Origin of the sequence: Paractinoplanes polyasparticus (assembly GCF_019710575.1) — a bacterium.
GTDB classification, from domain to species: Bacteria; Actinomycetota; Actinomycetes; order Mycobacteriales; family Micromonosporaceae; genus Actinoplanes; species Actinoplanes polyasparticus.
Genome location: NZ_JAHWFK010000063.1, coordinates 54,716 through 77,471, shown reverse-complemented (window position 1 = coordinate 77,471; position 22,756 = coordinate 54,716). Strand labels below are relative to the sequence as shown.

Annotated in this window: 19 protein-coding genes and 13 tRNA genes; 12 read left to right on the top strand and 20 right to left on the bottom strand. The window is 70.7% G+C overall.

What is annotated here, in order from left to right:
• The 11 genes from KXC43_RS45945 to KXC43_RS45895 all read right to left on the bottom strand — a co-directional run.
• The coding region (locus tag KXC43_RS45945) for an EamA family transporter (protein ID WP_308129565.1) at positions 1-721 on the bottom strand (721 nt) is incomplete at its 3' end.
• A gap of 171 nt (positions 722-892) precedes the next feature.
• Entirely contained in the window at positions 893-2,266 is a 1,374-nt protein-coding gene (locus KXC43_RS45940; RefSeq protein ID WP_221382592.1) for a glycosyl hydrolase family 18 protein, read from the bottom strand.
• Positions 2,267-2,367: 101 nt separating this feature from the next.
• A complete protein-coding gene (locus KXC43_RS45935) occupies positions 2,368-3,138 on the bottom strand; it encodes an enoyl-CoA hydratase-related protein (RefSeq protein WP_221382591.1) in 771 nt (256 codons plus the stop codon).
• A 157-nt stretch (positions 3,139-3,295) separates the two neighbouring features.
• Positions 3,296-3,366: transfer RNA gene (locus tag KXC43_RS45930), tRNA-Cys, on the bottom strand.
• 89 nt (positions 3,367-3,455) lie between these two features.
• A tRNA-His gene (locus tag KXC43_RS45925) sits at positions 3,456-3,528 on the bottom strand.
• A 2-nt stretch (positions 3,529-3,530) separates the two neighbouring features.
• Positions 3,531-3,602, bottom strand: a tRNA-Val gene (locus tag KXC43_RS45920).
• A 34-nt stretch (positions 3,603-3,636) separates the two neighbouring features.
• Positions 3,637-3,708 (bottom strand) — tRNA-Val (locus KXC43_RS45915).
• A gap of 2 nt (positions 3,709-3,710) precedes the next feature.
• Positions 3,711-3,786: transfer RNA gene (locus tag KXC43_RS45910), tRNA-Met, on the bottom strand.
• Between the two features lie 2 nt (positions 3,787-3,788).
• Positions 3,789-3,861, bottom strand: a tRNA-Lys gene (locus KXC43_RS45905).
• Position 3,862: 1 nt separating this feature from the next.
• Positions 3,863-3,951: transfer RNA gene (locus KXC43_RS45900), tRNA-Ser, on the bottom strand.
• Between the two features lie 7 nt (positions 3,952-3,958).
• Positions 3,959-4,032, bottom strand: a tRNA-Ile gene (locus tag KXC43_RS45895).
• 18 nt (positions 4,033-4,050) lie between these two features.
• Between KXC43_RS45895 and KXC43_RS45890 the strand changes: the two genes are divergently transcribed.
• On the top strand, positions 4,051-4,929 hold the full coding sequence (locus KXC43_RS45890) for a hypothetical protein (RefSeq protein ID WP_221382590.1): 879 nt from the start codon (positions 4,051-4,053) through the stop codon (positions 4,927-4,929).
• A 2-nt stretch (positions 4,930-4,931) separates the two neighbouring features.
• Here KXC43_RS45890 and KXC43_RS45885 read toward each other — a convergent pair.
• A tRNA-Ala gene (locus KXC43_RS45885) sits at positions 4,932-5,004 on the bottom strand.
• Positions 5,005-5,052: 48 nt separating this feature from the next.
• Here KXC43_RS45885 and KXC43_RS45880 point away from each other — a divergent pair.
• Positions 5,053-5,922, top strand: a complete 870-nt coding sequence (locus KXC43_RS45880) for a phosphotransferase (RefSeq protein WP_255645960.1) — start codon at positions 5,053-5,055, stop codon at positions 5,920-5,922.
• A gap of 13 nt (positions 5,923-5,935) precedes the next feature.
• On the opposite strand, the gene KXC43_RS45875 is transcribed toward KXC43_RS45880, so the two are convergent.
• From KXC43_RS45875 to KXC43_RS45860, 4 genes are all read right to left on the bottom strand, one after another.
• Positions 5,936-6,008: transfer RNA gene (locus KXC43_RS45875), tRNA-Leu, on the bottom strand.
• 3 nt (positions 6,009-6,011) lie between these two features.
• Positions 6,012-6,085, bottom strand: a tRNA-Thr gene (locus KXC43_RS45870).
• 16 nt (positions 6,086-6,101) lie between these two features.
• A tRNA-Leu gene (locus tag KXC43_RS45865) sits at positions 6,102-6,174 on the bottom strand.
• Positions 6,175-6,178: 4 nt separating this feature from the next.
• Positions 6,179-6,251, bottom strand: a tRNA-Gly gene (locus tag KXC43_RS45860).
• A gap of 903 nt (positions 6,252-7,154) precedes the next feature.
• Here KXC43_RS45860 and KXC43_RS53095 point away from each other — a divergent pair.
• Entirely contained in the window at positions 7,155-8,561 is a 1,407-nt protein-coding gene (locus KXC43_RS53095; RefSeq protein ID WP_221382588.1) for an FAD-dependent oxidoreductase, read from the top strand.
• Between the two features lie 6 nt (positions 8,562-8,567).
• Here the strand turns inward: KXC43_RS53095 and KXC43_RS45850 are convergent, their stop codons facing one another.
• Positions 8,568-9,770, bottom strand: a complete 1,203-nt coding sequence (locus KXC43_RS45850) for an NAD(P)/FAD-dependent oxidoreductase (RefSeq protein ID WP_255645959.1) — start codon at positions 9,768-9,770, stop codon at positions 8,568-8,570.
• A 127-nt stretch (positions 9,771-9,897) separates the two neighbouring features.
• On the opposite strand from KXC43_RS45850, the gene KXC43_RS45845 reads away from it, so the two are divergent.
• The 4 genes from KXC43_RS45845 (at position 9,898) to KXC43_RS45830 (ending at position 12,184) form a co-directional block, all read left to right on the top strand.
• A complete protein-coding gene (locus KXC43_RS45845) occupies positions 9,898-10,623 on the top strand; it encodes an SDR family oxidoreductase (protein ID WP_221382587.1) in 726 nt (241 codons plus the stop codon).
• Positions 10,620-10,808: a hypothetical protein gene (locus KXC43_RS45840; protein WP_221382586.1), complete on the top strand. Its 189-nt coding sequence runs from the start codon at positions 10,620-10,622 to the stop codon at positions 10,806-10,808. Before KXC43_RS45845 ends, KXC43_RS45840 begins: the two co-directional genes overlap by 4 nt.
• A complete protein-coding gene (locus KXC43_RS45835; protein ID WP_221382585.1) occupies positions 10,801-11,733 on the top strand; it encodes an NAD(+)/NADH kinase in 933 nt (310 codons plus the stop codon). Before KXC43_RS45840 ends, KXC43_RS45835 begins: the two co-directional genes overlap by 8 nt.
• Before the next feature lie 79 nt (positions 11,734-11,812).
• Positions 11,813-12,184 (top strand): ChaB family protein, encoded by a 372-nt coding sequence (locus KXC43_RS45830; protein ID WP_221382584.1) that lies wholly within the window; start codon positions 11,813-11,815, stop codon positions 12,182-12,184.
• Here the strand turns inward: KXC43_RS45830 and KXC43_RS45825 are convergent.
• Genes KXC43_RS45825 through KXC43_RS45815 form a run of 3 tightly spaced genes read right to left on the bottom strand, consistent with a single transcriptional unit; the run spans position 12,162 to position 17,106 of the window.
• Complete coding sequence (locus tag KXC43_RS45825) at positions 12,162-13,364, bottom strand: metal-dependent hydrolase family protein (protein WP_221382583.1); 1,203 nt, start codon at positions 13,362-13,364, stop codon at positions 12,162-12,164. The two genes, KXC43_RS45830 and KXC43_RS45825, sit on opposite strands and share 23 nt — an antisense overlap.
• A complete protein-coding gene (locus KXC43_RS45820; RefSeq protein ID WP_221382582.1) occupies positions 13,361-15,052 on the bottom strand; it encodes a hydantoinase B/oxoprolinase family protein in 1,692 nt (563 codons plus the stop codon). The genes KXC43_RS45825 and KXC43_RS45820 overlap by 4 nt, the downstream gene beginning before the upstream one ends.
• Complete coding sequence (locus KXC43_RS45815; protein WP_221382581.1) at positions 15,049-17,106, bottom strand: hydantoinase/oxoprolinase family protein; 2,058 nt, start codon at positions 17,104-17,106, stop codon at positions 15,049-15,051. The genes KXC43_RS45820 and KXC43_RS45815 overlap by 4 nt, the downstream gene beginning before the upstream one ends.
• A gap of 330 nt (positions 17,107-17,436) precedes the next feature.
• Between KXC43_RS45815 and KXC43_RS45810 the strand changes: the two genes are divergently transcribed.
• The 5 genes from KXC43_RS45810 (at position 17,437) to KXC43_RS45790 (ending at position 22,753) form a co-directional block, all read left to right on the top strand.
• Positions 17,437-17,760 (top strand): antibiotic biosynthesis monooxygenase family protein, encoded by a 324-nt coding sequence (locus KXC43_RS45810; RefSeq protein WP_221382580.1) that lies wholly within the window; start codon positions 17,437-17,439, stop codon positions 17,758-17,760.
• Positions 17,761-17,770: 10 nt separating this feature from the next.
• Positions 17,771-18,790 carry a sugar ABC transporter substrate-binding protein gene (locus KXC43_RS45805; RefSeq protein ID WP_308129564.1) on the top strand — a complete coding sequence of 340 codons (1,020 nt, stop codon included), beginning with the start codon at positions 17,771-17,773 and terminating at the stop codon, positions 18,788-18,790.
• A 53-nt stretch (positions 18,791-18,843) separates the two neighbouring features.
• Positions 18,844-20,355 carry a sugar ABC transporter ATP-binding protein gene (locus KXC43_RS45800; protein ID WP_221382579.1) on the top strand — a complete coding sequence of 504 codons (1,512 nt, stop codon included), beginning with the start codon at positions 18,844-18,846 and terminating at the stop codon, positions 20,353-20,355.
• Positions 20,352-21,356 carry an ABC transporter permease gene (locus KXC43_RS45795; protein WP_221382578.1) on the top strand — a complete coding sequence of 335 codons (1,005 nt, stop codon included), beginning with the start codon at positions 20,352-20,354 and terminating at the stop codon, positions 21,354-21,356. The genes KXC43_RS45800 and KXC43_RS45795 overlap by 4 nt, the downstream gene beginning before the upstream one ends.
• A gap of 110 nt (positions 21,357-21,466) precedes the next feature.
• On the top strand, positions 21,467-22,753 hold the full coding sequence (locus tag KXC43_RS45790; RefSeq protein WP_221382577.1) for a hydantoinase/oxoprolinase N-terminal domain-containing protein: 1,287 nt from the start codon (positions 21,467-21,469) through the stop codon (positions 22,751-22,753).
• The last annotated feature ends 3 nt before the right edge of the window (positions 22,754-22,756 follow it).

The following is a 22,756-nucleotide window of genomic DNA, read 5'->3' as shown; positions in this document are numbered from 1 at the left end:
AGTCAGTGGGAGGGTGGGTCACACCCCGGCGGGAGGTGCTCACCAACATCCTCTCTGTGGGCGGGGGAGGCGGTGGCTCACGGCGATCATGAAAATTCGCCGGCCCGACGTGGTCGTGAAGAGGCGATGGCTCGACGCGATCATGAAGAGCAGCGCCAGAGAGCCGCCGGTGATGCGAGCGAAAGCCGTAGCCCAGATCTGATCCGCCGCCCCGGCCTCGTGCAGCAGCACGAAGTAGACCCCCCAGCCCGGCCGCCGCTCCGAGCGAGCACCACTGCGCCGACCGCCGCGTCCGCCCGGGGGCCGTCGAGGCGACGGGCCAGCTCGCCATCGTCATCCCGACCAGCCCGATCACGACCCCGAGCCCGGCCACCGTCCCGAGCCGTTCGCCGTGCACCAGGCCCCAAAGCACGGGCACCAGCGCAGCGCCGGCCGCCACCGGCGCCACCACGACCAGCGAGCCGTCCCGCATGGCCCGATACAGCAGCCCCATCGCCGGGAAGCCGACGAGCCCCGCGGCGACGCCCAGCCAGAGGCGTGGATCAGCCGGCGGTGGGACGCCTCGGAAGGCGACCACCACCAGGGCCAGCAGCATGGCGGCGATCTTCGAGCCGATCAGAATGGTCAGCACCGGAAGGCGGCGGGCCAGCAAGCCGGCCAGAAAGTCGGAGACTCCCCAGGCGGCGGCGGCCAGGGCCGCGAAGGTCATTACCAGAGCCACGACGGGGAAGGGTTCCGGTCGACCGAGCTGGATACACGACGAAGCATGAGGCGATCGTGCCGACGGGAAAGCCCCAGGTCAGTCGCCCGGAAGAGCGGCGGTCCGCCTCCCGGTGGGGGAGACGGACCGCATGGGTTAACCCTTCAGAGGCACTGGTTCAGAGGCACGAGCTCAGGGAAGGACCCAGCGCTGGTTGGCGCCGGCGAAGCAGTCCCAGATGTGCAGGCGGGTGCCGTTGGCGGACGAGTTGTTGGACGCGTCCAGGCACCGGTTGCTGCCGGTGTTGACCAGGGTGCCGTTGGACTGGGCCTGCCACTTCTGTGCGTTCGTGCCGTTGCAGTCGTAGATCTGCACCAGCGAGCCGTTGGCGGTGCCGGCGGCGGCCACGTCCAGGCACTTGCCGAGGGCGCGGATCGTGCCGTCGGTGCCGACGGTCCAGTTCTGAGCGGTGGTGCCGTTGCAGTCGTACAGCTGGACGGCCGTGCCGTTGGCGCTGCTGGCGGCGGCGATGTCGACGCACTTGCCGGCGATGCCGGTGATCCGGCCGGTGCGGCCGGACGGCGGCGGGGTGGTCGGGCCGCTGCCGCCCATGACGGTCTCGTAGATCGCGCTGACCAGCGAGTTGGCGCCGGTCGCGTCCTGCGAGAGCTCCCAGTTCATGATGCCGCCGGCGTTGGCCATGGCCCACTGAGTCTTGCGGCGGATGGTCGGCAGACCGTTGTAGCACTCGCCCGACGGCGTGCAGTCACGGTTGGCGTTGGCCGGGTCCTGGGCGACGAGCTGGGCGTACGTCAGATAGCCGGGCCGGCTGTAGAACGGGACCCCGAGGACGGTCTTGGCCTTGGGCAGGCCCCGGTTCTTCCAGAAGTTGGCGGCGTTGATCGACCAGTCGTAGTTGGCGTGCGGCGACCCACCGTCGTACGCCATGATGTTGAGCCAGTCGACGTAGCCGAACACGGCCGGCTGGACGCCGTTGGCGGTGCCGCCCTCGCTGACGACCGCGGCCGTGAGCAGCTTGCCCTCGTTGTGCAGGGCCGTGCTGAGCTGCTGCATGAGCGCGGTGTAGTTGTTGCCGGAGGTGCCCGGGTCCGGGTACTCCCAGTCCATGTCGACGCCGTCCAGCCCGTACTGGCGGACGGTGTTCATGACGTTGGTGACGAACGCCGTCCGGGTGCCGGAGTTGGCGGCGAGCGACTCGAAGGCGGAGTCGTTGCCGTCGTTCCAGCCGCCGATCGCGAGCGACACCTTGACGTTGTTCTGGTGACCGAGGGTGACGAGCTGCTGGAGCTTCGCCGTGTTCTCGATCGGCTGCAGGGTGCCGTTCGCGTTGGGCAGGGCGAACGAGTAGTTGATGTGGGTCAGCTTCGAGTACTGGACGCTCGTGACGTTGCCGGCCCACGACGGCATGTAGCCGACGCTCTTGAACCCGTTGGGCAGCACGGCCGCCTCGGACGTGCCCTGGACGGCCAGCGCCGTGAGGGTGCCGACGGCGGCGACGGTGAACGCGGTGGCCGCGGCGGCCCACCGGCTTCTTCTGATTGCCATGGGGATGGTGACCCTTCGTGTCCGGCGCACAGGGGGTCGCGCCGTGGGGATGACTCGGGTCACTAACTTTTAGCAAGACTTACTAATAGTCGTCAATATATTCAGCGGTTCCGGAATTCCGGCGGGCGGCGTTCCATGAACGCTCGCTGCCCCTCGCGCTCGTCGTCGGAACCGACCGTGGCGGCGATCAACTCGTGGGCGCGTTCGATCATGGACGGGTACGCGGCCGCCTTGATCGCCGCCTTGGCCGCCCGCACGGCGAGTGGGGCGTTGGCCGCGATCGCGTTCGCCGTGGCGATCACGTCGGCTTCGAGCTCGCCGGCCGGAACCAGGCGGTTGACCAGGCCCGCGCCGAGGGCCTCGCGGTCCGCGTACGCCCGTGCCGTGAACAGCATCTCGCCCGCGTGCGCGGGACCGACCACGTGCACAAGCGTCTGCGCCAGGGCGAACGGGTACCCGATGCCGAGCCGGGCCGCGGGGATCCCGAACGTGCTGCCCTCGGCCGCGATGCGCAGGTCGGCGCTGAGCGCGAGCGCCATCCCGGCGCCGAAACAGTGGCCGCGGATCATGGCGATCAGCGGTGTGGTCAGCCCGCTCAGCGTCTCGAACAGCCCGGTCAGCGTGCGCTCCCACGTCTCGCGCGCCGCCACCGAGTCGTGGTGGGCCGCGAACTCGGAGATGTCCGCCCCGGCCGTGAACGTCTCGCCGGTTCCACGAAGCACGACGGTCCGGATCCCAGGATCAAGGTCCATTTCCCGTACGGCGGACTCGAGCGTGGCAAGCATGGCGGTAGACAGCGCGTTACGGCGGGCGGGGTTGCTCATGGTGACCCATCCGACGCCGTCCCGAACCGCGGTGACGATCTCTGGCACCCGCGTCACGCTACTCCGGCGCGACCGGGCCGCTCGGCGTACGCGACAGCTCTCGCCCCGTCCCTTGTCGGACCACGTCGTTACCGTCCGTCGCGGAAGCCGGCGCCCTCCACGACGACGGCGGCCGCTCGGGCAACTCCACAGCGGATGGCAATCGAAGCCGCAGCCGGATTCGAACCGGCGTGGACCGCTTTGCAGGCGGCTCCCTGACCACTCGGGCATGCGACTGTGGTGCGCGTCCCTGGTGCCGACCCAGGTCTGCCGAAAGGCGACGGTTTTACGGACCGCTGGACGTGCCGCCGTCCACGACGCGCAAAGGTGGCTGGCCGGTTTCGAACCGGCGACCTCCGGGGCCACGTCCCGGCGCTCTGCCCTCTGAGCTACAGCCACAGTGTCCGTACCAGGATTCGAACCTGGGACCTTCCCCGTGTGAAGGGGACGCTCTCCCGCTGAGCCATACGGACGTTCGTGTTCCCGGCTGCGTGCCTCCGGGCTGCGTGTTCCGGGCTGGGATCGAACCAGCGGCCTCCGCCTTGTCGGGGCGGCGCTCTCCCGCTGAGCTACCGGAACGGGAGCAGGGGCGGGATTCGAACCCGCGCTTTCCGGCTTATGAGACCGGCGAGGACGACCGAACTCCTCCACCCTGCAAGTGCGCCGCCGGGGAATCGAACCCCGAACCCACGGATCAAGAGTCCGTTGCTCTACCAGTTGAGCCAGCGGCGCGTGGCGGAGACGGGGCGAGTCGAACGCCCACGGGGTCTGACCCCCAACCGCTTTCGAGGCGGCGGCCGGCACCCATCGGCTGGCGTCTCCGTGATCGTGTCGCCGGGTGGGCTCGAACCACCGGCCTCCGCCTTATCAGGGCGGCGCTCCAACCTGCTGAGCTACGGCGACTGGGGAAGGATGCCTTCCATGAACTTTGATCTCGATGCCGCGGTCTCGTTCGTGACGACCCACGCCCGCGTCCTGGAGCGACGCCGGCTGCGACACCTGCTGGGGGAGGGCTCGCCCGGCGAAGTCCTCCTGGCGCTCGACGCCCACCGCAACCTCGACGGCGGGTACGGCTGGGCGCTCGAACCGGATCTGCGGTCGACGACCAGCCAGCCGGTCGCGGCCATGCACGCCCTGGAAGTCCTGGCTGACGTTCGCGACACCAGCAGCCGGACGGTGGATCTGTGCGACTGGCTCGCCGCGCACGCGCTGGCCGACGGCGGCACACCGTTCGCCCTGCCCTACCCGGACACCGACGGCAGCGCGCCGCACTGGATCAACGCCGACCCGGGCACGTCGTCCCTCCAGATGACGACCCAGCTGGCCGCGCAGGCGCACCGGCTGACCGGGCACCGCAAGGACGTCGCCGACCACCCGTGGCTGAAGGCGGCGACCGACTACTGCCTGGACGGGATCGAGCAGACATCCGGGACGCCGGCCGCCCACGAGGTGATGTTCGCGATGCACTTCCTGGACGCCGTGGCGCCCACCTCGGCCCGGGCCCGCTCGCTTCTCGACGGGTTCGCTTCCCACGTACGCATGGACGGACCGACGCCTGTTGCCGGGGGCGCGGCGGGCGAAGTGCTGCATCTGCTCGACTTCACTCCCCACCCGCACTCCGCGTCGCGTGCGGTGTTCGACCGGGACGCCGTCACGGCCGACCTGACCCGGCTGGCCGCACAGCAGAAGCCGGACGGCGGCTGGGACATCACGTTCACGGCGTTCAGCCCGGCGGCGGCCCTGGAATGGCGCGGCTACGCCACCGTGCAGGCCGTCAACGTGTTGCGTGCCAACGCGTGACGTGGACCCGGCCGGAGTCGAACCGGCCACCTCCGCTGTGCGAGAGCGGCGCTCTACCAGATGAGCTACGAGCCCTGGAGGGATGAGATGCCGGACTGGTTGCGGGCTTGGTGTCTTGACCATTTGGGCGGCGAACCCACCACCGTGCTGTTCCGGTCGCAGCAGGTCTCGACGGTGTTCGGTCTGCGGTTGGCCGGTGGCGGGGACGTCGTGGTCAAGGCGCGCGCCGACGACGGCCGGGCCGCGTCGTGTGTCGCGGCGCAGGCCCGGCTGGCCGAGCGCGGGTTCCCCTGTGCCCGGCCGCTCACGCCGGTGATCAGTGTCGGTGCGCTGGCCGTGCACGCCGAGGAGTACCGGCCCGGCGGCGAGGTGTTGCACGGCGACTCGCCGGACATAGCCAGGCGTTGCGCGGAGGTGTTCGCTCGGCTGATGGCCGAGCTTGCCGGCGTGAGCGTCGCGCCGCCGCTGCCGAATCCGCCCTGGGTGCGCTGGGACCACACCGATTCCGGGGTGTGGCCGGCGATCGACTTTCTCGACAGCCGGGACCAAAGCGTCGTGTCCGAGCACGTTGTCGAGACGGCTGAGCGGGCCCGGAAGCGGCTGCTGGCCGCAGGTTTGCCGTGCGTGCTCGGCCACGCCGACTTCGAGGCACAGAACCTGCGGTGGCAGGGTTTGCAGATGTGGACGGTGCACGACTGGGACAGCCTGGCGTGGCAGCCGGAGGCGGCGCTGGTGGGAGCGGCGAGCGGTTCGTTTGCCAGTGCCGGGCCGCCCACACTGGCGTCGATCGACAGCTCCGAGGCCTTCCTGGTGGCCTATCAAGACATTCGAGGGCGCCCGTTCACCGCCGTGGAGCTCGAGGTCGCATGGGCGGCCGGCTTGTGGATGGCCGCGTACAACGCCCGCGAGATGGCATTGTGCGGTGGCGCCCGGGCGGGCGGCGATGCGCTGCGGACGCAGGCGGCCGAACGCCTCCGCCGGGCCAATGCCTGACATCCACGATGCGTACCCGGAGCGCGATTCGAACGCGCACTGGCGCCGTCCTGAGCGGCGTGCCTCTGCCATTGGGCTACCCGGGCGTGAGCCGGCGGCGGGACTCGAACCCGCAACCTGCCGATTACGAGTCGGCTGCACGAGCCATTCGTGCTGCACCGGCTTGGTGCGTTGACGCGTGCCCTCGGCGCGATTTGAACGCGCACTGGCGACGTTCTCGACGTCGTGCCTCTGCCGTTGGGCTACGAGGGCGGAAAGCGGCTGGCCGGGATCGAACCGGCGCCTCCACCTTGGCGGGGTGGCGCTCTGCCTGGCTGAGCTACAACCGCTTGAGCCGTCGGCCGGACTCGAACTGGCCACCTCTGTCGTACCGGGACGGCGTTCCGCCCGACGAGCTACGACGGCGCTCTGAAAGATCTCGTCCGGAGCCCCCGAATCGAACGGGGTGTCTCGCGCTCCCAAGGCGCGCGGGTTGCCGTCTCCCTCGCTCCGGATTTGTTGTGCCATCCGCTGTGGAGTTGTCAATAATCAATCGCTCCCGGTGGTGACCGGCGCAATTATCTGGGCAGCGCGGAATGGCCCGCGATGCCGGTGGAATGGAGTCACAGGAAAACGAAAAAACCGCCGTCCCTTGTCGGGTTCGGCGGCTGTTCTGCGCTAGCTTCCGCTAGCTGCGCCACCGAGCCCGGTAGGGCTTGCCGTAGGGTGCGAGGCCGCACGTCAGGACGGCACCGACATGCGGCGTGAGCAGCTGCGGTGTAATCGAGGCGTGCCGCGACATCGGTCTCTCCTTGTCCCTGTTGTTCCCGGTGTGATGACTACGGTAGGCCGCTCGCCGGTCGTTGGCAACGCTATTTACTGCCACTTTCCGAGGGCCGGTATCCATTACTCAATGAGCTGCTCGGCGACAACCTCGCAGCGCCGCAATGTGGATAACCGCGGGCCTTGTGGATAACTCACTGCCGCCGGTGGGAACGGCTATGGTCGAGCCACCTCCCGGGCCCGCCGGAAGCGATGGAAGGAGTCGCCGCATGAGTGGTGCCGACAGGCCGGCTGCGCACCTGGCCATCCCGGTGGCCCTCGCGCCTCCTACCTGCGGTGACCACCAGGGAGCGGGCGTCGGCCGTTGCGGCGGTGCTCGATGGTTCGGCAGGATGGCCTGGTAGCGACGATTCTCGATGCCCGGCTATCGTGGGTCCGGGAAAGAAACTTTAACGTTTACGGGGGCTCGGGTGACCGCTGCGCGCAGGTTCGCTGCCATTTCGACGTCCGAGCCTCCGACGGGCCAGCGGGTGCTGTTCCGGCAGGCCGTGGTGCTCGGGGGCAGCATCGCCGGGCTGATGGCGGCCCGTGTGCTCAGCGATCACGCCGAGCAGGTGCTCGTCATCGAGCGGGACGACCTCGTCGGGCTCGACGTGCCCGACGACCAGATCGCGGCCGATCCGGAGAACGCGATCGGGCCGCGGCCCGGGGTGCCGCAGGGCAGCCAGGTGCACGCTCTGCTTCCCTCGGGGCTGAACCAGCTGGAGCGGTTCTTCCCGGGCTTCATCGAGGCGGCGCTCGCGGCCGGCGCGGTCAACCCGGCGCCCGACACCAACCGGTTCTACATGGACGGCGAGCTGCGCGGCGATCCGCCCACCGGGCCCGCCGCGCAGGCGCTGGTCTCCAGCCGGCCCTTTCTCGAAGCGTTGATCCGGCACCGGGTGCTGGCTCTGCCGAACGTGCGTACGGCCCACGGCCGCGCCGACGGGATGGTGCTCGACGGAGACAGCGTCGTCGGGGTGCGCTACGGGGACGAGGAGGTGCCTGCCGACTTCGTCGTCGACGCGATGGGGCGATCGAGCCGGCTCGGGGACTGGCTCGAGTCGCACGGGTTTCCCAAGCCGCCGATGCAGCGGATGGGGATCAAGCTCAACTACGCGACCGCGCTGTTCCGGCGGCCGGCCGACGCGAAGGTGCTGACCTGCATCTCGATCGCCAATCCGGGGCCGGGCAAGGTGGCGCGGATCGGCGGGTTCACGCCGATCGAGGGCGATCGGTGGACGGTGCTGGTCTCGGGGTACGCCGACGACCGGCCGGGGCGCGACTCGGGCGAGTTCCGCGAGCGGTGTGTGGACGACTTCCCGTCCGAGTTCGGCGAGGTGGCCACGACGGCGGTGCAGGTCGGCGATGTCATCACCTATCACCAGGCCGACAGCCGGCGGCGGGATTTCCATCGGCTGACCCGGTTCCCGGCGCGACTGGTCGCGGTCGGTGACGCGGTGGCCTCGTTCAACCCGGTCTACGGGCAGGGGATGACCTCGGCGACGCTGCACGCCTCGGCGCTCTCCGAGTATCTGCGCGGCGAGCCCGATCTCGCGAAGCCGGCCATGTCCTACTTCCGGGACGTCAAGGTCGTCGTGGACGCGGCGTGGCAGGTCTCCACCATGGCCGATCTCGCCCTGCCGCACGTCGACGGGCCCTATCCCAAGGGCTACCGCGCGATCAGCTGGGCCAGCGGACTGATGTTCAAGGCGTCCATGCGCGACCAGACGATCAACCAGCGCCTCGGTCAGGTCACCACGATGCTGGCCCACCCGAGCGCGCTGACCGAGCCACGCTTCCTCTTGCGCGCTCTGGCGATCGGCGCCCGCGCCTGACGCGGGTCAGCTTTCGGGGAGGGACCAGGAGCGGCCGAACCAGCGTTGGATGCGGTCGCGGCCGAAGGCCTGCTTGTCGGCGGCCAAGGCGGGGGACGGGCCGATGAGGGCGCCGACGGGAGGGCGGCCGGACACGAACTTCACGTCCACCTTGGCCACCTCGTCGTGGCCGAACTCGAGGTAGCAGACGCCGCGGCCGTCGTACTCGGTGGCGCCGGGCTCGTCGCGTACGGCGGCGAGGATGCGGGCCGCCACCACGGCCGCCTGGCCCTCGGCGAAGACGCCGGCCTTGGGGGTGCCGACGCTGGTCACGTCGCCGACCGCGTAAACGCCGGGGAAGGACGTCTCCAGGGTCAGCGGGTCCACCGGGATCCAGCCGTCGACTGCCAGGCCCGACTCGGCCACCACCGACGGGACGCGATGCGCGGGCACGCCGAGGAACAGGTCGTACGGGAGTTCGGCGCCGTCGCTCAGCACGGCTACCTTGCGGGCCGGGTCGAGGGAGCGCACCAGCCGCTCGGGGATCCAGTTGATGCCGCGCTCGGCGAAGGCTTTCAGCACCGCGGACGACGCGTCGGGGGACGGCGGGATCGGTTTGCCCAGCGGCATGACCAGGGTGATGTCGCACGGCAGGCCGCGCGACGTGAGGAACTCGTGGGCCAGCAGCGCGGTCTCGCTGGGCGCGGGCGGGCACTTGAACGGGGTCGAGGTGACCGCCACGACCACCCGGCCGCCCTCGAACGCGGCCAGCGCGTCTGCCGCCGCGAAGGCGCCGGCGACCGTGTAGAACTCGTTCCCGCCCTCGAGCAGGCCGGGGGTGGCGGCCGGATCGAGGTCGGCGCCCAGCGCCACCACCAGGATGTCGGCGTCGAACGGGCCGGCGGTCGTCTCGACCCGTTTCGTCGCCGGGTCGATGGCGGTGATCCGGGCGTTGACGAAGCGGACGCCGGGGTTCACCAGGTCGGCGTAGCGGTGCAGCACCTGGTCGGGGGCGGCCCGGCCGAACATCACGTCGAGCTTCGAGAAACCGAAGACGAAGCCCTCGGCCTGGTCGATCAGCGTCACCTGAACGTCGGCCGAGGAACCGGCGGCTGAGGAACCGGCGGCTGAGGAAGCGCCGGGCGAGGACGCGGCGGCGTGACCGCCCACGATCGTCGCCAGTTCGAGTCCGCCGAAGCCGGCTCCCAGCACCACCACGCGCGTCGTCATGTCGGCAGGTTAGCCGCGCTATGGCCCGCGCCACACGGTGTCACACGAGGTTCCGCCTTCTCGTCCTTCCCACGAAGAGCCGAAACAGGGGGCTCGGGCAACCGGGTCGACGAGAAGGATGGACACAATGAGGATGGCGGTCGCCGGTGGCACCGGCTGGGTCGGCAAGCTCGTCGTCGAGAAGGCGCGGGCGGCGGACCACGAGGTCGTGGTGATGTCCCGGTCGACCGGGGTCGATCTGACCACCGGCGCCGGGCTCGACGAGGCGCTGCGCGGCGTCGACGTGGTGATCGACGTGGTCAACATCGAGACGCTCAGCCGTAAGGCTGCGGTCGGCTTCTTCGAGACCACGACGCGGCACCTGCTCGCGGCGGAGCAGAAGGCCGGCGTGAAGCACCACGTGGCGCTGTCGATCGTCGGTGTCGACCGGGTCGACTCGGGCTACTACGCGGGCAAGCGCCGTCAGGAGGAGCTGGTGCTGGCCGGTCCGATCCCGGCCACCGTGCTGCGCGCGACCCAGTTCCACGAGTTCGCAGCGCAGGTGCTCGCCCGGGTGCCCGGGCCGGTGAAGGTCGCCCCGGTGATGGTGACCCGGCCGGTTGCCGCGGCCGACGTCGCCGCCGAGCTGGTTCGCCTGGCCGAGGGACCGGCTCAAGGCCTGGGACCCGAGATCGCCGGGCCGGAGGTGCTCAGGCTGGCCGACATGATGCGGCGTGTCGCCCCCGGCAAGCTCGTGCTGAGCCTGCCACTGCCGGGCGCCGCGGCGCGGGCCATGGCACGCGACGGGCTGCTGCCGGTCGGGCAGTTCCGGCAGGGCGGGATCACGTTCGAGAAGTGGGCGGCGACCCGATGACCCTCGAAGTCAAGCGGTGGCTCGCCGGCTTCCTGGCCGTCACGGCCGCGGTCGTGGGCAAGACGATCGACAAGATCGGCAACGCGGTCAGCCTCGGCGGCGTGCTGGTGCTCTCGATCCTTCTGCTGGCGCCGGTCAGGAGCAGCGCCGAAGATCGGGACGTGGCATGGTCGGGGAATGGGTAAGCGCGTACTCGGCCTGGTTGTTCACCCCCGCAACGACGTCAGCGAGTCGGTCGCGACGGTCACCGCGCTCGCGGGCAGGCACGGCATCCGGGTCGTGGCGCGCCCGGCGGACGCCGACCGGCTCGGCGACGGCGTCGACCCGGTGGCGGACGAGGACTTCGCCGACGAGGTGGAGTTCGTGTTCAGCCTCGGCGGCGACGGCACCATGCTGGGCGCGATGCGGCTGGTCGCCGGTCGGCCGACCCCGGTGCTCGGGGTCAACCACGGCAACGTCGGCTTCCTCATCGAGGTCTCGCCGCGGGAACTGCGGCACTCCCTGGAACGGCTGATCGCCGGCGACTTCAGCCTCGAACCGCACAGCTGCCTCGAACTGACCGGCCAGGCGGAACCGGCCCTGGCCTTCAACGACGTGGTCCTCACGACCACGGTCCCGTGGACAGCGGTGAGCCTCGACCTCAAGATCAACGGCATGCGGTTCGGCTACTTCCGCAGCGACGCCGTGGTGGTCTGCACGCCGACCGGGTCGACCGCCTACAACTACGCCGCGGGCGGCCCGATCATCTCGCCGTCGGCGCCGCTGATCGGCTTGACCCCGGTCGCGCCGATGTCCGGCATCACCCGCCCGATAGTGCTGGGCGGCGACGAGACGATCCTGCTGCGGGCGCCGGATCACGAGACCCGCGTGTCGCTCGACGGCGCCACCGTCGTCACCATCGCCGAGGGCGCCGACATGGTGGTGCGGATGCGTCCGAACGCGACCAACGTGGTCCGCTTCGACCAGGACGCGCACGGCGCCCGCGCCCGCGTCAAGCTGAGCCTGCTCGACCTGCCGCTGCGCCCGGACCAGCTCGTCGAACTGGTGCCGGAGGAACTTCGCGACCGCGCCCGTCGTCTGACCGATGTCCCGGCCGGCGACGAGGCCTAGGCCTGTTTCGGCTGTTCGCCCACGGGAAAGCTGATCGCCAGCGGGAAATCACGGGAGAAGCCGAGACCAGGAGGTTGTCATGCCGGCTCGCAAGGATCTGCCGGGCACGCTGAAGCGGTCGCCGAAGAAGGCCCAGGACACGTACGTCAAGGCGCACGACTCGGCCGTGAAGGAGTACGGCGAGGGGGAGCGGGCCCACCGCACCGCGCTGTCCGCCGTCAAGCACTCCTTCGAGAAGGTGGGCGACCACTGGGAGCCCAAGGCGAAGAAGGGCCCCAGCGACAAGAAGGCGGCCGGCGGCCGAGGCACCAAGGCGAAGACGGCCGGTGGCGTCGACGCCAACGCGAGCAAGGATCACCTGCTCAAGGTGGCGAAGAAGCTCGACATCACCGGCCGCTCCACGATGAAGAAGGGCGAGCTGGTCAAGGCTATTCAGAAGAAGAGCCGCTGACGACCACGCCTCCCTGCACCACGGTCCGCCCGCCCGCCCACAGCACGGAGGGCGAAGCGAGCGGGTCGCCGTCGAGAATGAGCAGGTCGGCCACCGCGCCCGGCGCCACCCGGCCGAGATCGTCCCGGCCCAGCAGCGCGGCGTTGACCGAGGTGGCCGACTTCAGGGCGGTCAGCGCGCCGTCCACCTCGACCTGCAGGCGCAGCCCATTGAGCTGTTCGTCCTCCAGGACGCCCATCAGGTCGGTGCCGAAGCCGACCTGGACGCCGGCTTCCCGGGCGAGCACCACCGCCTGCCGTCCGGCGTCCAGGACCTCGCGGTTCTTCGCGCGGGACACCGCGGCCATGCCCAGCGCGGCGCCGCGGCGGTCCATGGCGTCGTAGGCGGCGAGCGTCGGCACCAGGAAAGCGCCGGCCGCGGCCATCGCGGCCGCGGTCGGGGCGTCGAGCAGGTTGCCGTGCTCGATCGTGCGCACGCCGTTGTCGATGGCGTGCCGGATCGACTCGGCCGAGTAGGCGTGCGCCGCCACGTAGCTGCCGCGCCGCGCCGCCTCCGAGGTGACCGCCCGGATCTCCTCCGGCGAGTACTGCGGGATGCGGATCGGGTCGGTCAACGACACCACACCACCGGACGCCATGATCTTGATGGCGTGGGCGCCGCGGCGCAGCCGTTCGCGCACGGCCACCCGCAGGTTGTCCACCCCGTCGACGACCTCGCACGTGTGCGTGTTGCAGCCGCACACGTCGGAGTCGGCCGCCCGGAAGTCGCCGTGCCCGCCGGTCTGGCTCAGCGCCGCGCCCGTCCACAGATAGCGCGGCGAAGGCAGCAGACCCTCGCGGATCGCCCGGTCCAGTCCCGCGTCGCCGCCCGACGGGTCGCGAATGGTGGTGAAGCCGCGGGACAACGCCGCTCGCAAGCGGCGAGCGGCGACCAGCGCGACGTAGCTCAGCGGGCGCGATTCGATCTCGAGCATGTCGAGACCGATTCCGTACGCGTGACAATGCGCATCAATGAGGCCGGGGAGCACGGTCCGGCCCCGGGCGTCGATGGTCCTGTCCGCCTGCTGCGGCGCGCCGCCGACGGCCGTGATCCGGCCGTCGACGACGTGCACGGCGCCCTCGCTGAGGTCGTCCGAGACCCCGTCGAAGATCGTCGCGTTGACGATCGACAGCGAAGTCACCGGGATGCCTCGAACGTGACCGGATCCACCGTCACGCCGTAGGACGCGAGCGCGGCCTCCACGGAGACGAAGCCGTTGCGGACGTCGGCCGCCACCTTCGCCGGGTCGCGGTCGAACGGGTTGCCGTAGCCGCCACCGCCGCCGGTGTTGTTGACCAGCACCTCGCCCGTGTCGAGCAGGTTGTAGCTGCCGCCGGTGACCTTCTCGCGGTCGGTGCCCGGGTTGAGCACGATGTGGTTGTTGTCGCCCTCGGCCCCGCCGTCGATCGACCACGGCCTGGTCTTGGTCTTGTAGACGATGCAGATGCCGGTCGAGGGGGCCGTGAACCGGTACGACCGCTGCACGCCGACGCCGCCGCGGTTGCGCCCGGCGCCGCCGGTGTCGGGCCGGTACCCGTACGACTCGATGAACATCGGCGACTTGGTCTCGAGCACCTCGACCGGGTTGTTGCGGCAGCCCGGCTCGGAGATGTGCATGATCCCGTCCGCGCCGTCGCCGTGGGCGTGCCCGCCGAAGCCGACCGCCTCGTTCGTCGCCTCCAGCCACGCCTCGCCGTTGCGCGGGTTCACGCCCAGCCCCATCATCGAGCAGACGTCGCCGCCGGAGCAGGCCGGTACCAGGTCGGGCATGCCCTGGGCGAGCGCCTTGAGCACCACCTCGCCGCCGAGCAGGCCGGTCCACAGGGTGAAGGTCGGCATCGGGGGTACGGCGTGCATGACCGAGCCGGGCTCGGTGATCACGCGCAGCGGCCGGAAGTTGCCGGCCACGACCGGGGTGTCGGGCGTGGTCAGCGACTTGAAGATGAGGCTGCAGAACGCCTCGGTCTGGCCCACGGGCAGGTTGATCGGGCCGCGCACGTCCTTCTCGCTGCCGGTCCAGTCGACGATCATCTCGTCGTCGGTCACGGTCACGGTGACGTTCATCTTGATCATGCGGTCGAGGTCGACGCCGTCCTGGTCGACGAAGTCGTGCGCCGTCCAGGTGCCCTTGGGCAGCTTGGCCAGGGCGATCCGGGCCAGCCGCTCGCCGTGGTCGTTGATCGCGGCCATGGCCTCGGTCAACACCCCGGCCCCGTATTTGGCAGCGATCTCCTGCGTACGCCGTACGCCCGAGAAACAGGCCGAGACCTGCGCCTGGAGGTCGCCGATGGTGCGCTCGGGCATCCGGCTGTTGAACTTGACGACGTTGAAGATGTCCTCGTTCATCTCCCCCTCGCGGTACAGCTTGGCCGCGGTGAAGAAGATGCCCTCCTGGTACATGTCGGTCGAGTCGAGGACGTAGCCGGGGTCCTTCTGCTTGAGGTCGAGCACGTGGATCCGGCACGAGGTGAAGCCGATCAGCTCGCCGTCCGCGCTGTGCACCGGCGCGAACACCAGCGGGTCGAGCGTGTGCGCGGACGACCAGTACGGATAGTTCAGCAGGATCACGTCGCCCGGCCGCAGCTTGTCCCGGCCCAGGAACTCCACGGCCCGCTTGATGCCGTGGTCGTTGCCGCGGGTGAAGACGGCGATGCCGGGCGCGTCGGCCACCACGTCGCCGTTCGCGTCGTGGATCCCGATGCCGTAGTCGTGAATTTCGTAGACGACCGTGTTGTAGGCCGTCCGGCACAGGTTGCGGGCCATCTCCTCGGCCGCGGCCAGCAGGCCGTGCCGGATGACCTCGATGGTGATCGAATCGACGGTACTCATGAGGCAGCCCCCTGGACGGTGATGACCATTTCGCCGTGCGCCCCGACGCGCAGCTGGTCGCCGGCGTGGATCACGGTGGTCGCGGTGTGCTCGTGGATCACGGCCGGACCGGCGATCTCGTCGCCGGCCAGCAGCTCCTCGCGGGTGTGGAGCGCGTACGGCGCGGCCGGCTGATCGGCCGAGACGTACACGTCGCGGTGGCCCTCGGGCTCGGCCGGGCCGGATTCCCGTACGCCCAGCTTGGGCAGCGTCGGCTTGTCGACCTGACCCGAGGCGCGCAGCCGGAGCGTGGTGATCTCGATCGGGTCCTCCATGACGTGGCCGTACTGCCGTTCGTGGAGCTCGGTGAACTCGCGCTCGACGACGGCCGCGAGACCTTCCGCGACACCGGTCGTACCGCCGGGAACCGGGACCGTGACGGTGTGCTCCTGACCGGCGTAGCGCACGTCGACGCTGCGGGTCAGCACCTGCTTGTCCGGCGCGAAGCCCTCCGCGGCCAGCGCCTCGGACGCCTCGGCCGCCATCTCGTCGTAGCTCGCGGCCACGGCCGGCGTGTCCAGCTCGGCCAGCGGGGTCACCGCCGTACGGGCGAAGTCGTGCTGCACGTCGGCGAAGAGCATGCCGAACGCCGAGAACGCGCCCTGCCCCGGCGGGACGATGACAGTGGGGATGCCCAGCTCGTGGGCCACGTCGACGGCGACCAGGCCGCCACCGCCGCCGAACGAGAGCAGCGCGAAGTCCTTGGGGTCGCGGCCGACCTCGACCGTGATGGCCCGGACGGCGCCCATGATCTTCGTGGTCGAGATGCGGATCATGCCCCGGGCCAGGCCGAGGGGCGTCATCTCGAGCTTCTCGGCGAGGGGTTCGAGGGCGCCCAGGGCGAGCCGGTCGTCCAGGCTGAGCCGGCCGCCGAGCGCCGCCGTCGTGCCCATGTAGCCGACCGCGAGCGCGGCGTCGGTGAAGGTGGGCTGGGTGCCGCCCCTGCCGTACGAGGCCGGGCCGGGGTCGGCGCCGGCGCTCTGCGGCCCGACCTGCAGCGCGCCCGCGTCGTCGAGCCAGGCGATCGAACCGCCGCCGGCGCCGATGGTGTGGATGTAGAGCGACGGCGTGTTGATCGGCAGGTTCTCGAACTCGGCCCCCTGGTGCAGCACCGGCTCGCCGTCGATCACCAGCGACGCGTCCAGGCTGGTGCCGCCCATGTCGATGGTGATCAGGTTGGGCTGGCCGATCAGCTCGCCGAACGCGGTGGCGCCGATGACGCCGCCGGCCGGGCCGGACAGGATCAGGCTGACCGGTTGCTCGCGGGCCGAGCTGGCGGTCATCGCGCCGCCGCCGGAACGCGTCATCAGGAATCGCCCGGCGAAGCCGCCGCCGGCCAGCTCACCCTCGAGCCGTTCCAGGTAGCGCCGCACGATCGGCTTGACGTAGGCGTCGAGCACGGCGGTGCTGGTGCGCTCGTACTCGCGGTACTCGCGGGACAGCTCGTGCGAGACGGTCACGACCACGTCCGGCGCGACCTCGGCCAGGATCTCCCGCATCCGGGATTCGTGGGCCGGGTTCGCGTACGAGTGGAGGAAGGCCACCGCGACCGAGTCGTAGCCCCGCTCGGCGATCGTCGCGGCGACCGTACGCGCGGCTTCCTCGTCCAGCGGCCGGTGCACCGAGCCGTCGAAGAGGCTGCGCCCCGGCACCTCGAACGTGTCGTACCGCTCGACCAGCGACGGCGGCTTCTTGTACGTGATGTCGTAGTTGGTCCGCCGGTCGGTGCGCCCGAGCAGATAGACGTCGCGGAAGCCGGCCGTGCCGATCACCGCCGTGCGGGCGCCGGTCCGGGTGAGCAGGGCGTTGAGCCCGAGCGTGGTGCCGTGGGTGAACATGCTGACCTCGGCCATCGGCGCCTCGGTCGTGCCGAAGGCGTCCAGGACGCCCGCGGTGGGTTGCGACGGCGTGGTCGGCACCTTCCCGAACCGGATCTCGCCGGTCGCCGGGTTGAGTTCGACGACGTCGGTGAAGGTGCCGCCGACGTCGATCGCGACGCGGCTGTTGCTGGTCATCGTGAGATCGCCTTTCGCCTTTTCCCGCGCACACGGCGACGCCGCTGTTTTCTCAAGGCGGGAGTGACAGCTGACGAGAAGAGGCCCGTTGTCCGGCGGGCGCGGGGTCAGCTGATGGTGGTCGCCGGTTGGCGCGGCGAGGCCCCGAACCTGTCACAGCCGTTTCTGGGGTGTCAATCGGCGCTGGTGAGGGCGTCGCTTGCTGTGAACGGGCCGTCGGGCGGCCCTGCACAGCGCCGCCCGCCGCGGCTGTGCTCGGCGCACATCCGTGGCGGAACGGCCACCGTCAGCATTTGCCAACTCCAACCACCCGAGACAACGGGGGTACCGATGATCCGCAGCGTCCTCACTCTTCAAGCCGCCGCCGGCCTCGGTGGCGAGCTGGAAGCCTTCTACGCGGATCAGCGGATCCTGGAGCGGGCCCGGGCGTTCCCCGGGTGCCGTGCCGCCGAACTGTTGCGATCCGTTGACGACAGCCCCGCGACCCACCTGGTCATCGCCGACTGGGACTCGTCCGCGGACTACCGCAACTGGGTCGACGACCCGTGGCGAGCCTCTTTGTCCGAGGGGCTCTTCGCACTGCTGGACAAAAACGACGACGAGCCGCTCGTTGGCGGAGTTTTCGAGCTCGTCGAGCTTCCTTCGCAGAACTAGAGGAGCACCAGTGATACGAATTGCCCGACCCCTCGCCGTCGGCCTGGCCGCCGTGGCGGCCCTGACCGCCTGCAGCAACCCCAACAACGACAACGCGGCGGGGAGCGCGGCCTCCGCCGCCCCGGCCGACAAGAAGCTCAGCATCGGCTTCTTCGGCTTCGCCAAGGCGAACTCGTTCGCCCAGGCCACCTGGGCCGGCGTGCAGGAGTACGCGAACGCCAACAACGCCGAGGCCACCTTCCTCGACTCCAACTTCGACGGGCCGACCCAGGTCAACCAGCTGCAGGACGCGGTGACGTCCAAGCGCTACGACGTGGTCATCGTGCAGGCCAACGACGGTACGGCGATGGTCAACCCGATCAAGCAGGCGGTCGCCGCCGGTATCACCGTGGTCGTCGAGTTCACGCCGGTCGGCGGCAAGTACGACACCGCCGCCCCGCAGGTGCCGGGCACGATCAACATCATCGACCCGCCCACGGTCAACGGCGAGGGCCTGGCCAAGCTGGGCCTGGAAGCCTGCAAGACCGTGACCGACGGCGGCTGCAAGGTGGCGTACCTGCAGGGCTTCGCCAACTACCCGCTCGACACCGCCCGCACCGAGGCCGCGGTCAACGCGCTCAAGGCCGGCGGCGCCACCGAGGTCATCTCGAACTTCGTCGGCGGTTACACCCCGGACAGCGGCCGCGGCGCGATGCAGAACCTGCTGCAGGCGCACCCGGACGTCAACGTGGTGATCGGCTCGTCCCAGGCGCTGCAGGGGGCGACCCCGCTGGCGGCCGGCAAGAAGATCACCTTCGTCGGCAACGGCAACTCGACCCAGGCCTACGACTTCGTCAACAAGGGCACCTGGTACGCCACCTACGCGCTGCCGGAGAAGGCCGAGGGCGCGAAGGCGGCCGAACTCGGTATCAAGAAGGCCCGCGGCGAGAGCGTCCCGGACTCTACGGTGGCTTGCGAGGCGCTGACCGACTACAACTGCCTCGGCACCAAGGAAGCGCTGACCGGCAAGACGGCGGACTACTCGGACTGACGGCTAAGGGCGCCGGGGAGCTTCCCCGGCGCCCTCGGTGTTGAGGAGGCCATGTGAGCAGTCAGAAAGCGCCGTCGATCGCCGTGCGCGGCGTCGGCAAAGGCTACAGCGGCGTCACCGTGCTGCACGACATCGACCTGGACATAGCGCCGGGCGAGGTGCACGGTCTGGTCGGCGAGAACGGCGCCGGCAAGAGCACCCTCCTGAAGATCCTGGGCGGGGCGATCAGGTCGGACACCGGGACGCTCAGCTTCGACGGCGAACAGGTCACCGTGGGCAGCCCGCGCGACTCGATCGCCCACGGCATCAGCCTGATCTCGCAGGAGGGCGCGCTCGTCCCGGCCCTGTCGGTGCTGGACAACGTGTTCCTGGCCCGGTGGTCGCACCGCGGCGGCCTGGTCAGCGCTCGCTCCGACCGCAGGCGCCTGGCCGGACTGCTGGAGATCACCGGCTTCTCGGTGAATCCCGACGAGCGGGTCGACCGGCTCCCCATCGGCGTCCAGCAGCAGGTCGAGATCCTGCGCTCGCTGGCCCGGGGCGCCCGGGTCATCGCCATGGACGAGCCGACCGCCGTGCTGGCCGAGCACGAGAAGGAGAACCTGCTCGCGCTCATCCGCAAACTGGCCGCGGGCGGCACCACCATCATCCTGGTCTCGCACTTCCTGGAGGAGGTGCTGTCGGTCGCCGACCGGATCACCGTGCTGCGCGACGGCGCCCTCATCCGTACCGTGACGGCTTCGGAGACCTCGCCGCGGGAACTGGTCGGGCACATGGTCGGCCGCGAGATCGACGTGCTCTACCCCGACCCGCAGCCGGTGCCCGACGGCTCGCCGGTGGTGCTGGCCGCCCGCGGGCTGCGCCGGCGCCTGGTCAACGGCGTCGACCTGGAGGTGCGCTCGGGGGAGATCCTCGGCATCGCCGGTCTGGTCGGCAGCGGGCGTACGGAAACATTGCGGCTGCTGTTCGGGGCCGACCGGCCGGTCGAGGGCGTCGTCGAGGTCGACGGCGTACGGCTGGCCCAGCACACGCCGAGGGCCGCGATGGCCGCCGGCGTCGCGATGGTGCCCGAGTCCCGCAAGGAGCAGGGACTGGTCATGCAGCGCTCGATCGCCGAGAACGTGGCCCTCTCGTCGCTGTCCGGGCGGCGCTCCGGGCCGTTCGTGAAACGCCCGGCGGAGAAGACGGCGGTCGGCGAGATCAGCAAGTCGGTCGACATCCGGGCGGCCGATCCCGAGGCCGCCATCGAGACGCTGTCCGGCGGCAACCAGCAGAAGGCGCTGTTCGCCAAGTGGCTGCTGCGCAACCCCAAGGTGCTGCTCATCGACGAGCCCACCCGCGGCGTGGACGTCGCCGCCAAGACCCAGATCCACCACCTGATCACCGGGCTGGCCGCCGAGGGCATGGCCGTCGTGTGCGTGTCGTCCGAGATCGAGGAGCTGCTCGCGCTCTCGCACCGGGTGCTCGTGCTGCGGCACGGCGAGCCGGTCGGCGAGTATCCGCGCGGCACCACCCCGGAGGTCGTCATCGCCGCCGCGTTCGGTTCGCACGAAGGAGAACCCAGTTGAGCGTCGACACAACGCCACAGACCGCCGCGGCGCCCGCGCCATCCGCGGGCAACAACATGTCACGCCTCGCCTTCCGGATGCGCGACTACGGCATCGTGGCCGCCCTCGTCATCATCGTGATCGCGCTGTCGCTCAGCACCGACACGTTCCTGACCAGCGGTAACCTCGTCAACCTGCTCGACCAGACGGCGGTGCTGGGCCTGCTGGCCACGGGCGCCACCATCTGCATCATCAGCGGCGTCTTCGACCTGACGGCCAGCGCCACGCTCGCCCTCTCGGCGATCATCGGCGTCCAGGTCGGCCGGGTCACCGACGTGTACGTCGGGTTCGCCGCGGCCGTCGTGGCGGGCGCGCTGCTCGGCTTCGTCACGGGCACGGTCGTGGTGCGCAGCGGCGTCAACTCGTTCGTCGGCACGCTGGCCACCAGCCTGGTCTACCGCGGCCTGGCCGTCATGGTGACCGGCGGCGCGATCGTCTATCCGCTGACCGCGTCGGCCGAGAACTTCGGCATGCTCACGTGGCCGTCCCTGTTCGGGTTGACCTCGGCCACGATCATGTTCGTCGTGGTGGTGGCGATCCTGGCCGTCGTGGTCTCCCGCACGACGTTCGGCCGCCGGCTGTACGCGGTGGGCGGCAACGCCGAGGCGGCCCGCCTGTCCGGCATCCGGGTCGGCTCGATCCACGTCACCGCTTTCATGATCAGCGGCGTGTGCTCGGCGCTGGCCGGGCTCATCCTGGCCTCCCGGGCCGGCTCGGCCCAGTCGACGATGGCGACCGGCATGGAGCTGACCGCGATCGCGGCCGCGGTGGTCGGCGGCACCAGCATCCTCGGCGGGGAGGGCGCGGTCTGGCGGGCCCTGGTCGGCGCGCTGCTGCTCACCCTGATCGGCAACGGCTTCAACCTGCTCGGCTGGGACACGATCTACCAACAGGTTCTGCAGGGCCTGCTGATCCTGTTCGCCGTGACCATGGACCGCTGGCTGCGAAAACGTAGCCGCTGACCACAAGGGCCCTCCGGCGGATCACGCGGGTGTGCGGCGTGGCCCAGCCACCACCTGGACCTCGCCTCGCTCCCACGTGATCCGCCGGAGGGCCCTTGTACGATCATCAAATGCCTGCTCAGGGTGATGATGTCGCCCACATCGGGGTCACTCTGCGCCCGCACCGGGCCTACGCCGCGGTGGTGCACGGCGCGACGGTCCTGCCGGTGGAACCGGTCGCGCCGGCACGCGCCGACCTGGAGGGCGTGATCGCGGCGGCGGTCGGGGTGGCGTTGCGCGCCGCTCCCGGCGGCGCCGGCGCGGTCACCGTCGACCTCGCCCCGCTGCTGCTGGACACCCTCGTGCGGACCGAGGCCGAAGTTCCGCCGGTGGCCGCCGTCCGGATCGTGCCGCGCGCGGCCACCGACCCGGCCCTGGCCCGTTCGCCGGCCGAACTGGTCGAGCGGCGCATAGCGCGCCGCTGGACCGTGGCCGGCGGCCACGACCTGCTCGGCAACGAGCTGACCCCGCTCGACGGGGACGGGCTGGCCCTGCTCTGCGAGGAGCTGGCCGGCACCGGCATCCGGCACGTGGCGATCGTCGCGGCCGGCTCGCAGGCCCGCCCGGCGCACGAGCGCGAGGTGGCGGACGCGATCCTGGCCGCCGTGCCCGGCGCCCGCATCTCGGTGGCCAGCGACTACGGCGGCCAGGGGCTGGTGGCCCGGGAGGCCACGGTGGTGATCGACAGCGCGCTGACCGCGCTCACCGAGCGGGTGCTCGACCGCTGCGAACGTACGCTGGCCCGCCTGCCGGGATCGCTCGAGCTGCGCGTGGCCCGGGGCGACGGCGGCTACAGCACGCCCTCGCGCATCCGGGTCACCCCGGTCGTGGCGTTCGGCGCCACCGAGGCGCTGGAGCTGTGCGGCGCCGCTCACCTGGCCGGGCTCGACGACTGCCGGGTGCTGCTGTCGCGCGACGGCCGCCCGGTGGCCGGCGAGGTGCGGCACGGCCTGGCCGTGGTGCGCCCGGACGTGCCCGTGGGCATCGGCACCGAACTGGTGGTGCCGATGGCGGTGCTGACCGGGGCGCCGCCGGACTCCTATCCCGGCGGGGCCGACGTCCCGGTGATCCGGCCCGAGGCGCCGCCACACGTGCTGGCCTGCGTCGGGGCCGCGATCAGCCAGCCCGCCTCCTGGCTCGACGAGGTCGCCTTCATCGAGTCGGCGGCCGAGCTCGACCACGTCCGCCGCGACGCCGAGGAGAGAGCCACCGCGATGGTGATGGCCAACGGCGCCGCCCCCGGCTCCACGCGCGTGGCCGAGGTCTCCACGGTGGCCGTGCCGTACAGCCCGTCGGGCACGATCCGCATCCGGGTGCGGGTCGCCGGCTCGCCCGACACGTCGCTGGCCGGCCGGTGAAGT

Excerpts from the sequence above, each read along its gene's own strand:
- KXC43_RS45835 (WP_221382585.1), top strand. The coding sequence starts at position 10,801 with ATGGGTAAGCGCGTACTCGGCCTGGTTGTTCACCCCCGCAACGACGTC.
- KXC43_RS45810 (WP_221382580.1), top strand. The coding sequence starts at position 17,437 with ATGATCCGCAGCGTCCTCACTCTTCAAGCCGCCGCCGGCCTCGGTGGC.
- KXC43_RS45850 (WP_255645959.1), bottom strand. The coding sequence starts at position 9,770 with ATGACGACGCGCGTGGTGGTGCTGGGAGCCGGCTTCGGCGGACTCGAA.
- KXC43_RS45815 (WP_221382581.1), bottom strand. The coding sequence starts at position 17,106 with ATGACCAGCAACAGCCGCGTCGCGATCGACGTCGGCGGCACCTTCACC.
- KXC43_RS45845 (WP_221382587.1), top strand. The coding sequence starts at position 9,898 with ATGAGGATGGCGGTCGCCGGTGGCACCGGCTGGGTCGGCAAGCTCGTC.
- KXC43_RS45890 (WP_221382590.1), top strand. The coding sequence starts at position 4,051 with ATGAACTTTGATCTCGATGCCGCGGTCTCGTTCGTGACGACCCACGCC.
- KXC43_RS45840 (WP_221382586.1), top strand. The coding sequence starts at position 10,620 with ATGACCCTCGAAGTCAAGCGGTGGCTCGCCGGCTTCCTGGCCGTCACG.
- KXC43_RS45830 (WP_221382584.1), top strand. The coding sequence starts at position 11,813 with ATGCCGGCTCGCAAGGATCTGCCGGGCACGCTGAAGCGGTCGCCGAAG.
- KXC43_RS45940 (WP_221382592.1), bottom strand. The coding sequence starts at position 2,266 with ATGGCAATCAGAAGAAGCCGGTGGGCCGCCGCGGCCACCGCGTTCACC.
- KXC43_RS45820 (WP_221382582.1), bottom strand. The coding sequence starts at position 15,052 with ATGAGTACCGTCGATTCGATCACCATCGAGGTCATCCGGCACGGCCTG.
- KXC43_RS45790 (WP_221382577.1), top strand. The coding sequence starts at position 21,467 with ATGCCTGCTCAGGGTGATGATGTCGCCCACATCGGGGTCACTCTGCGC.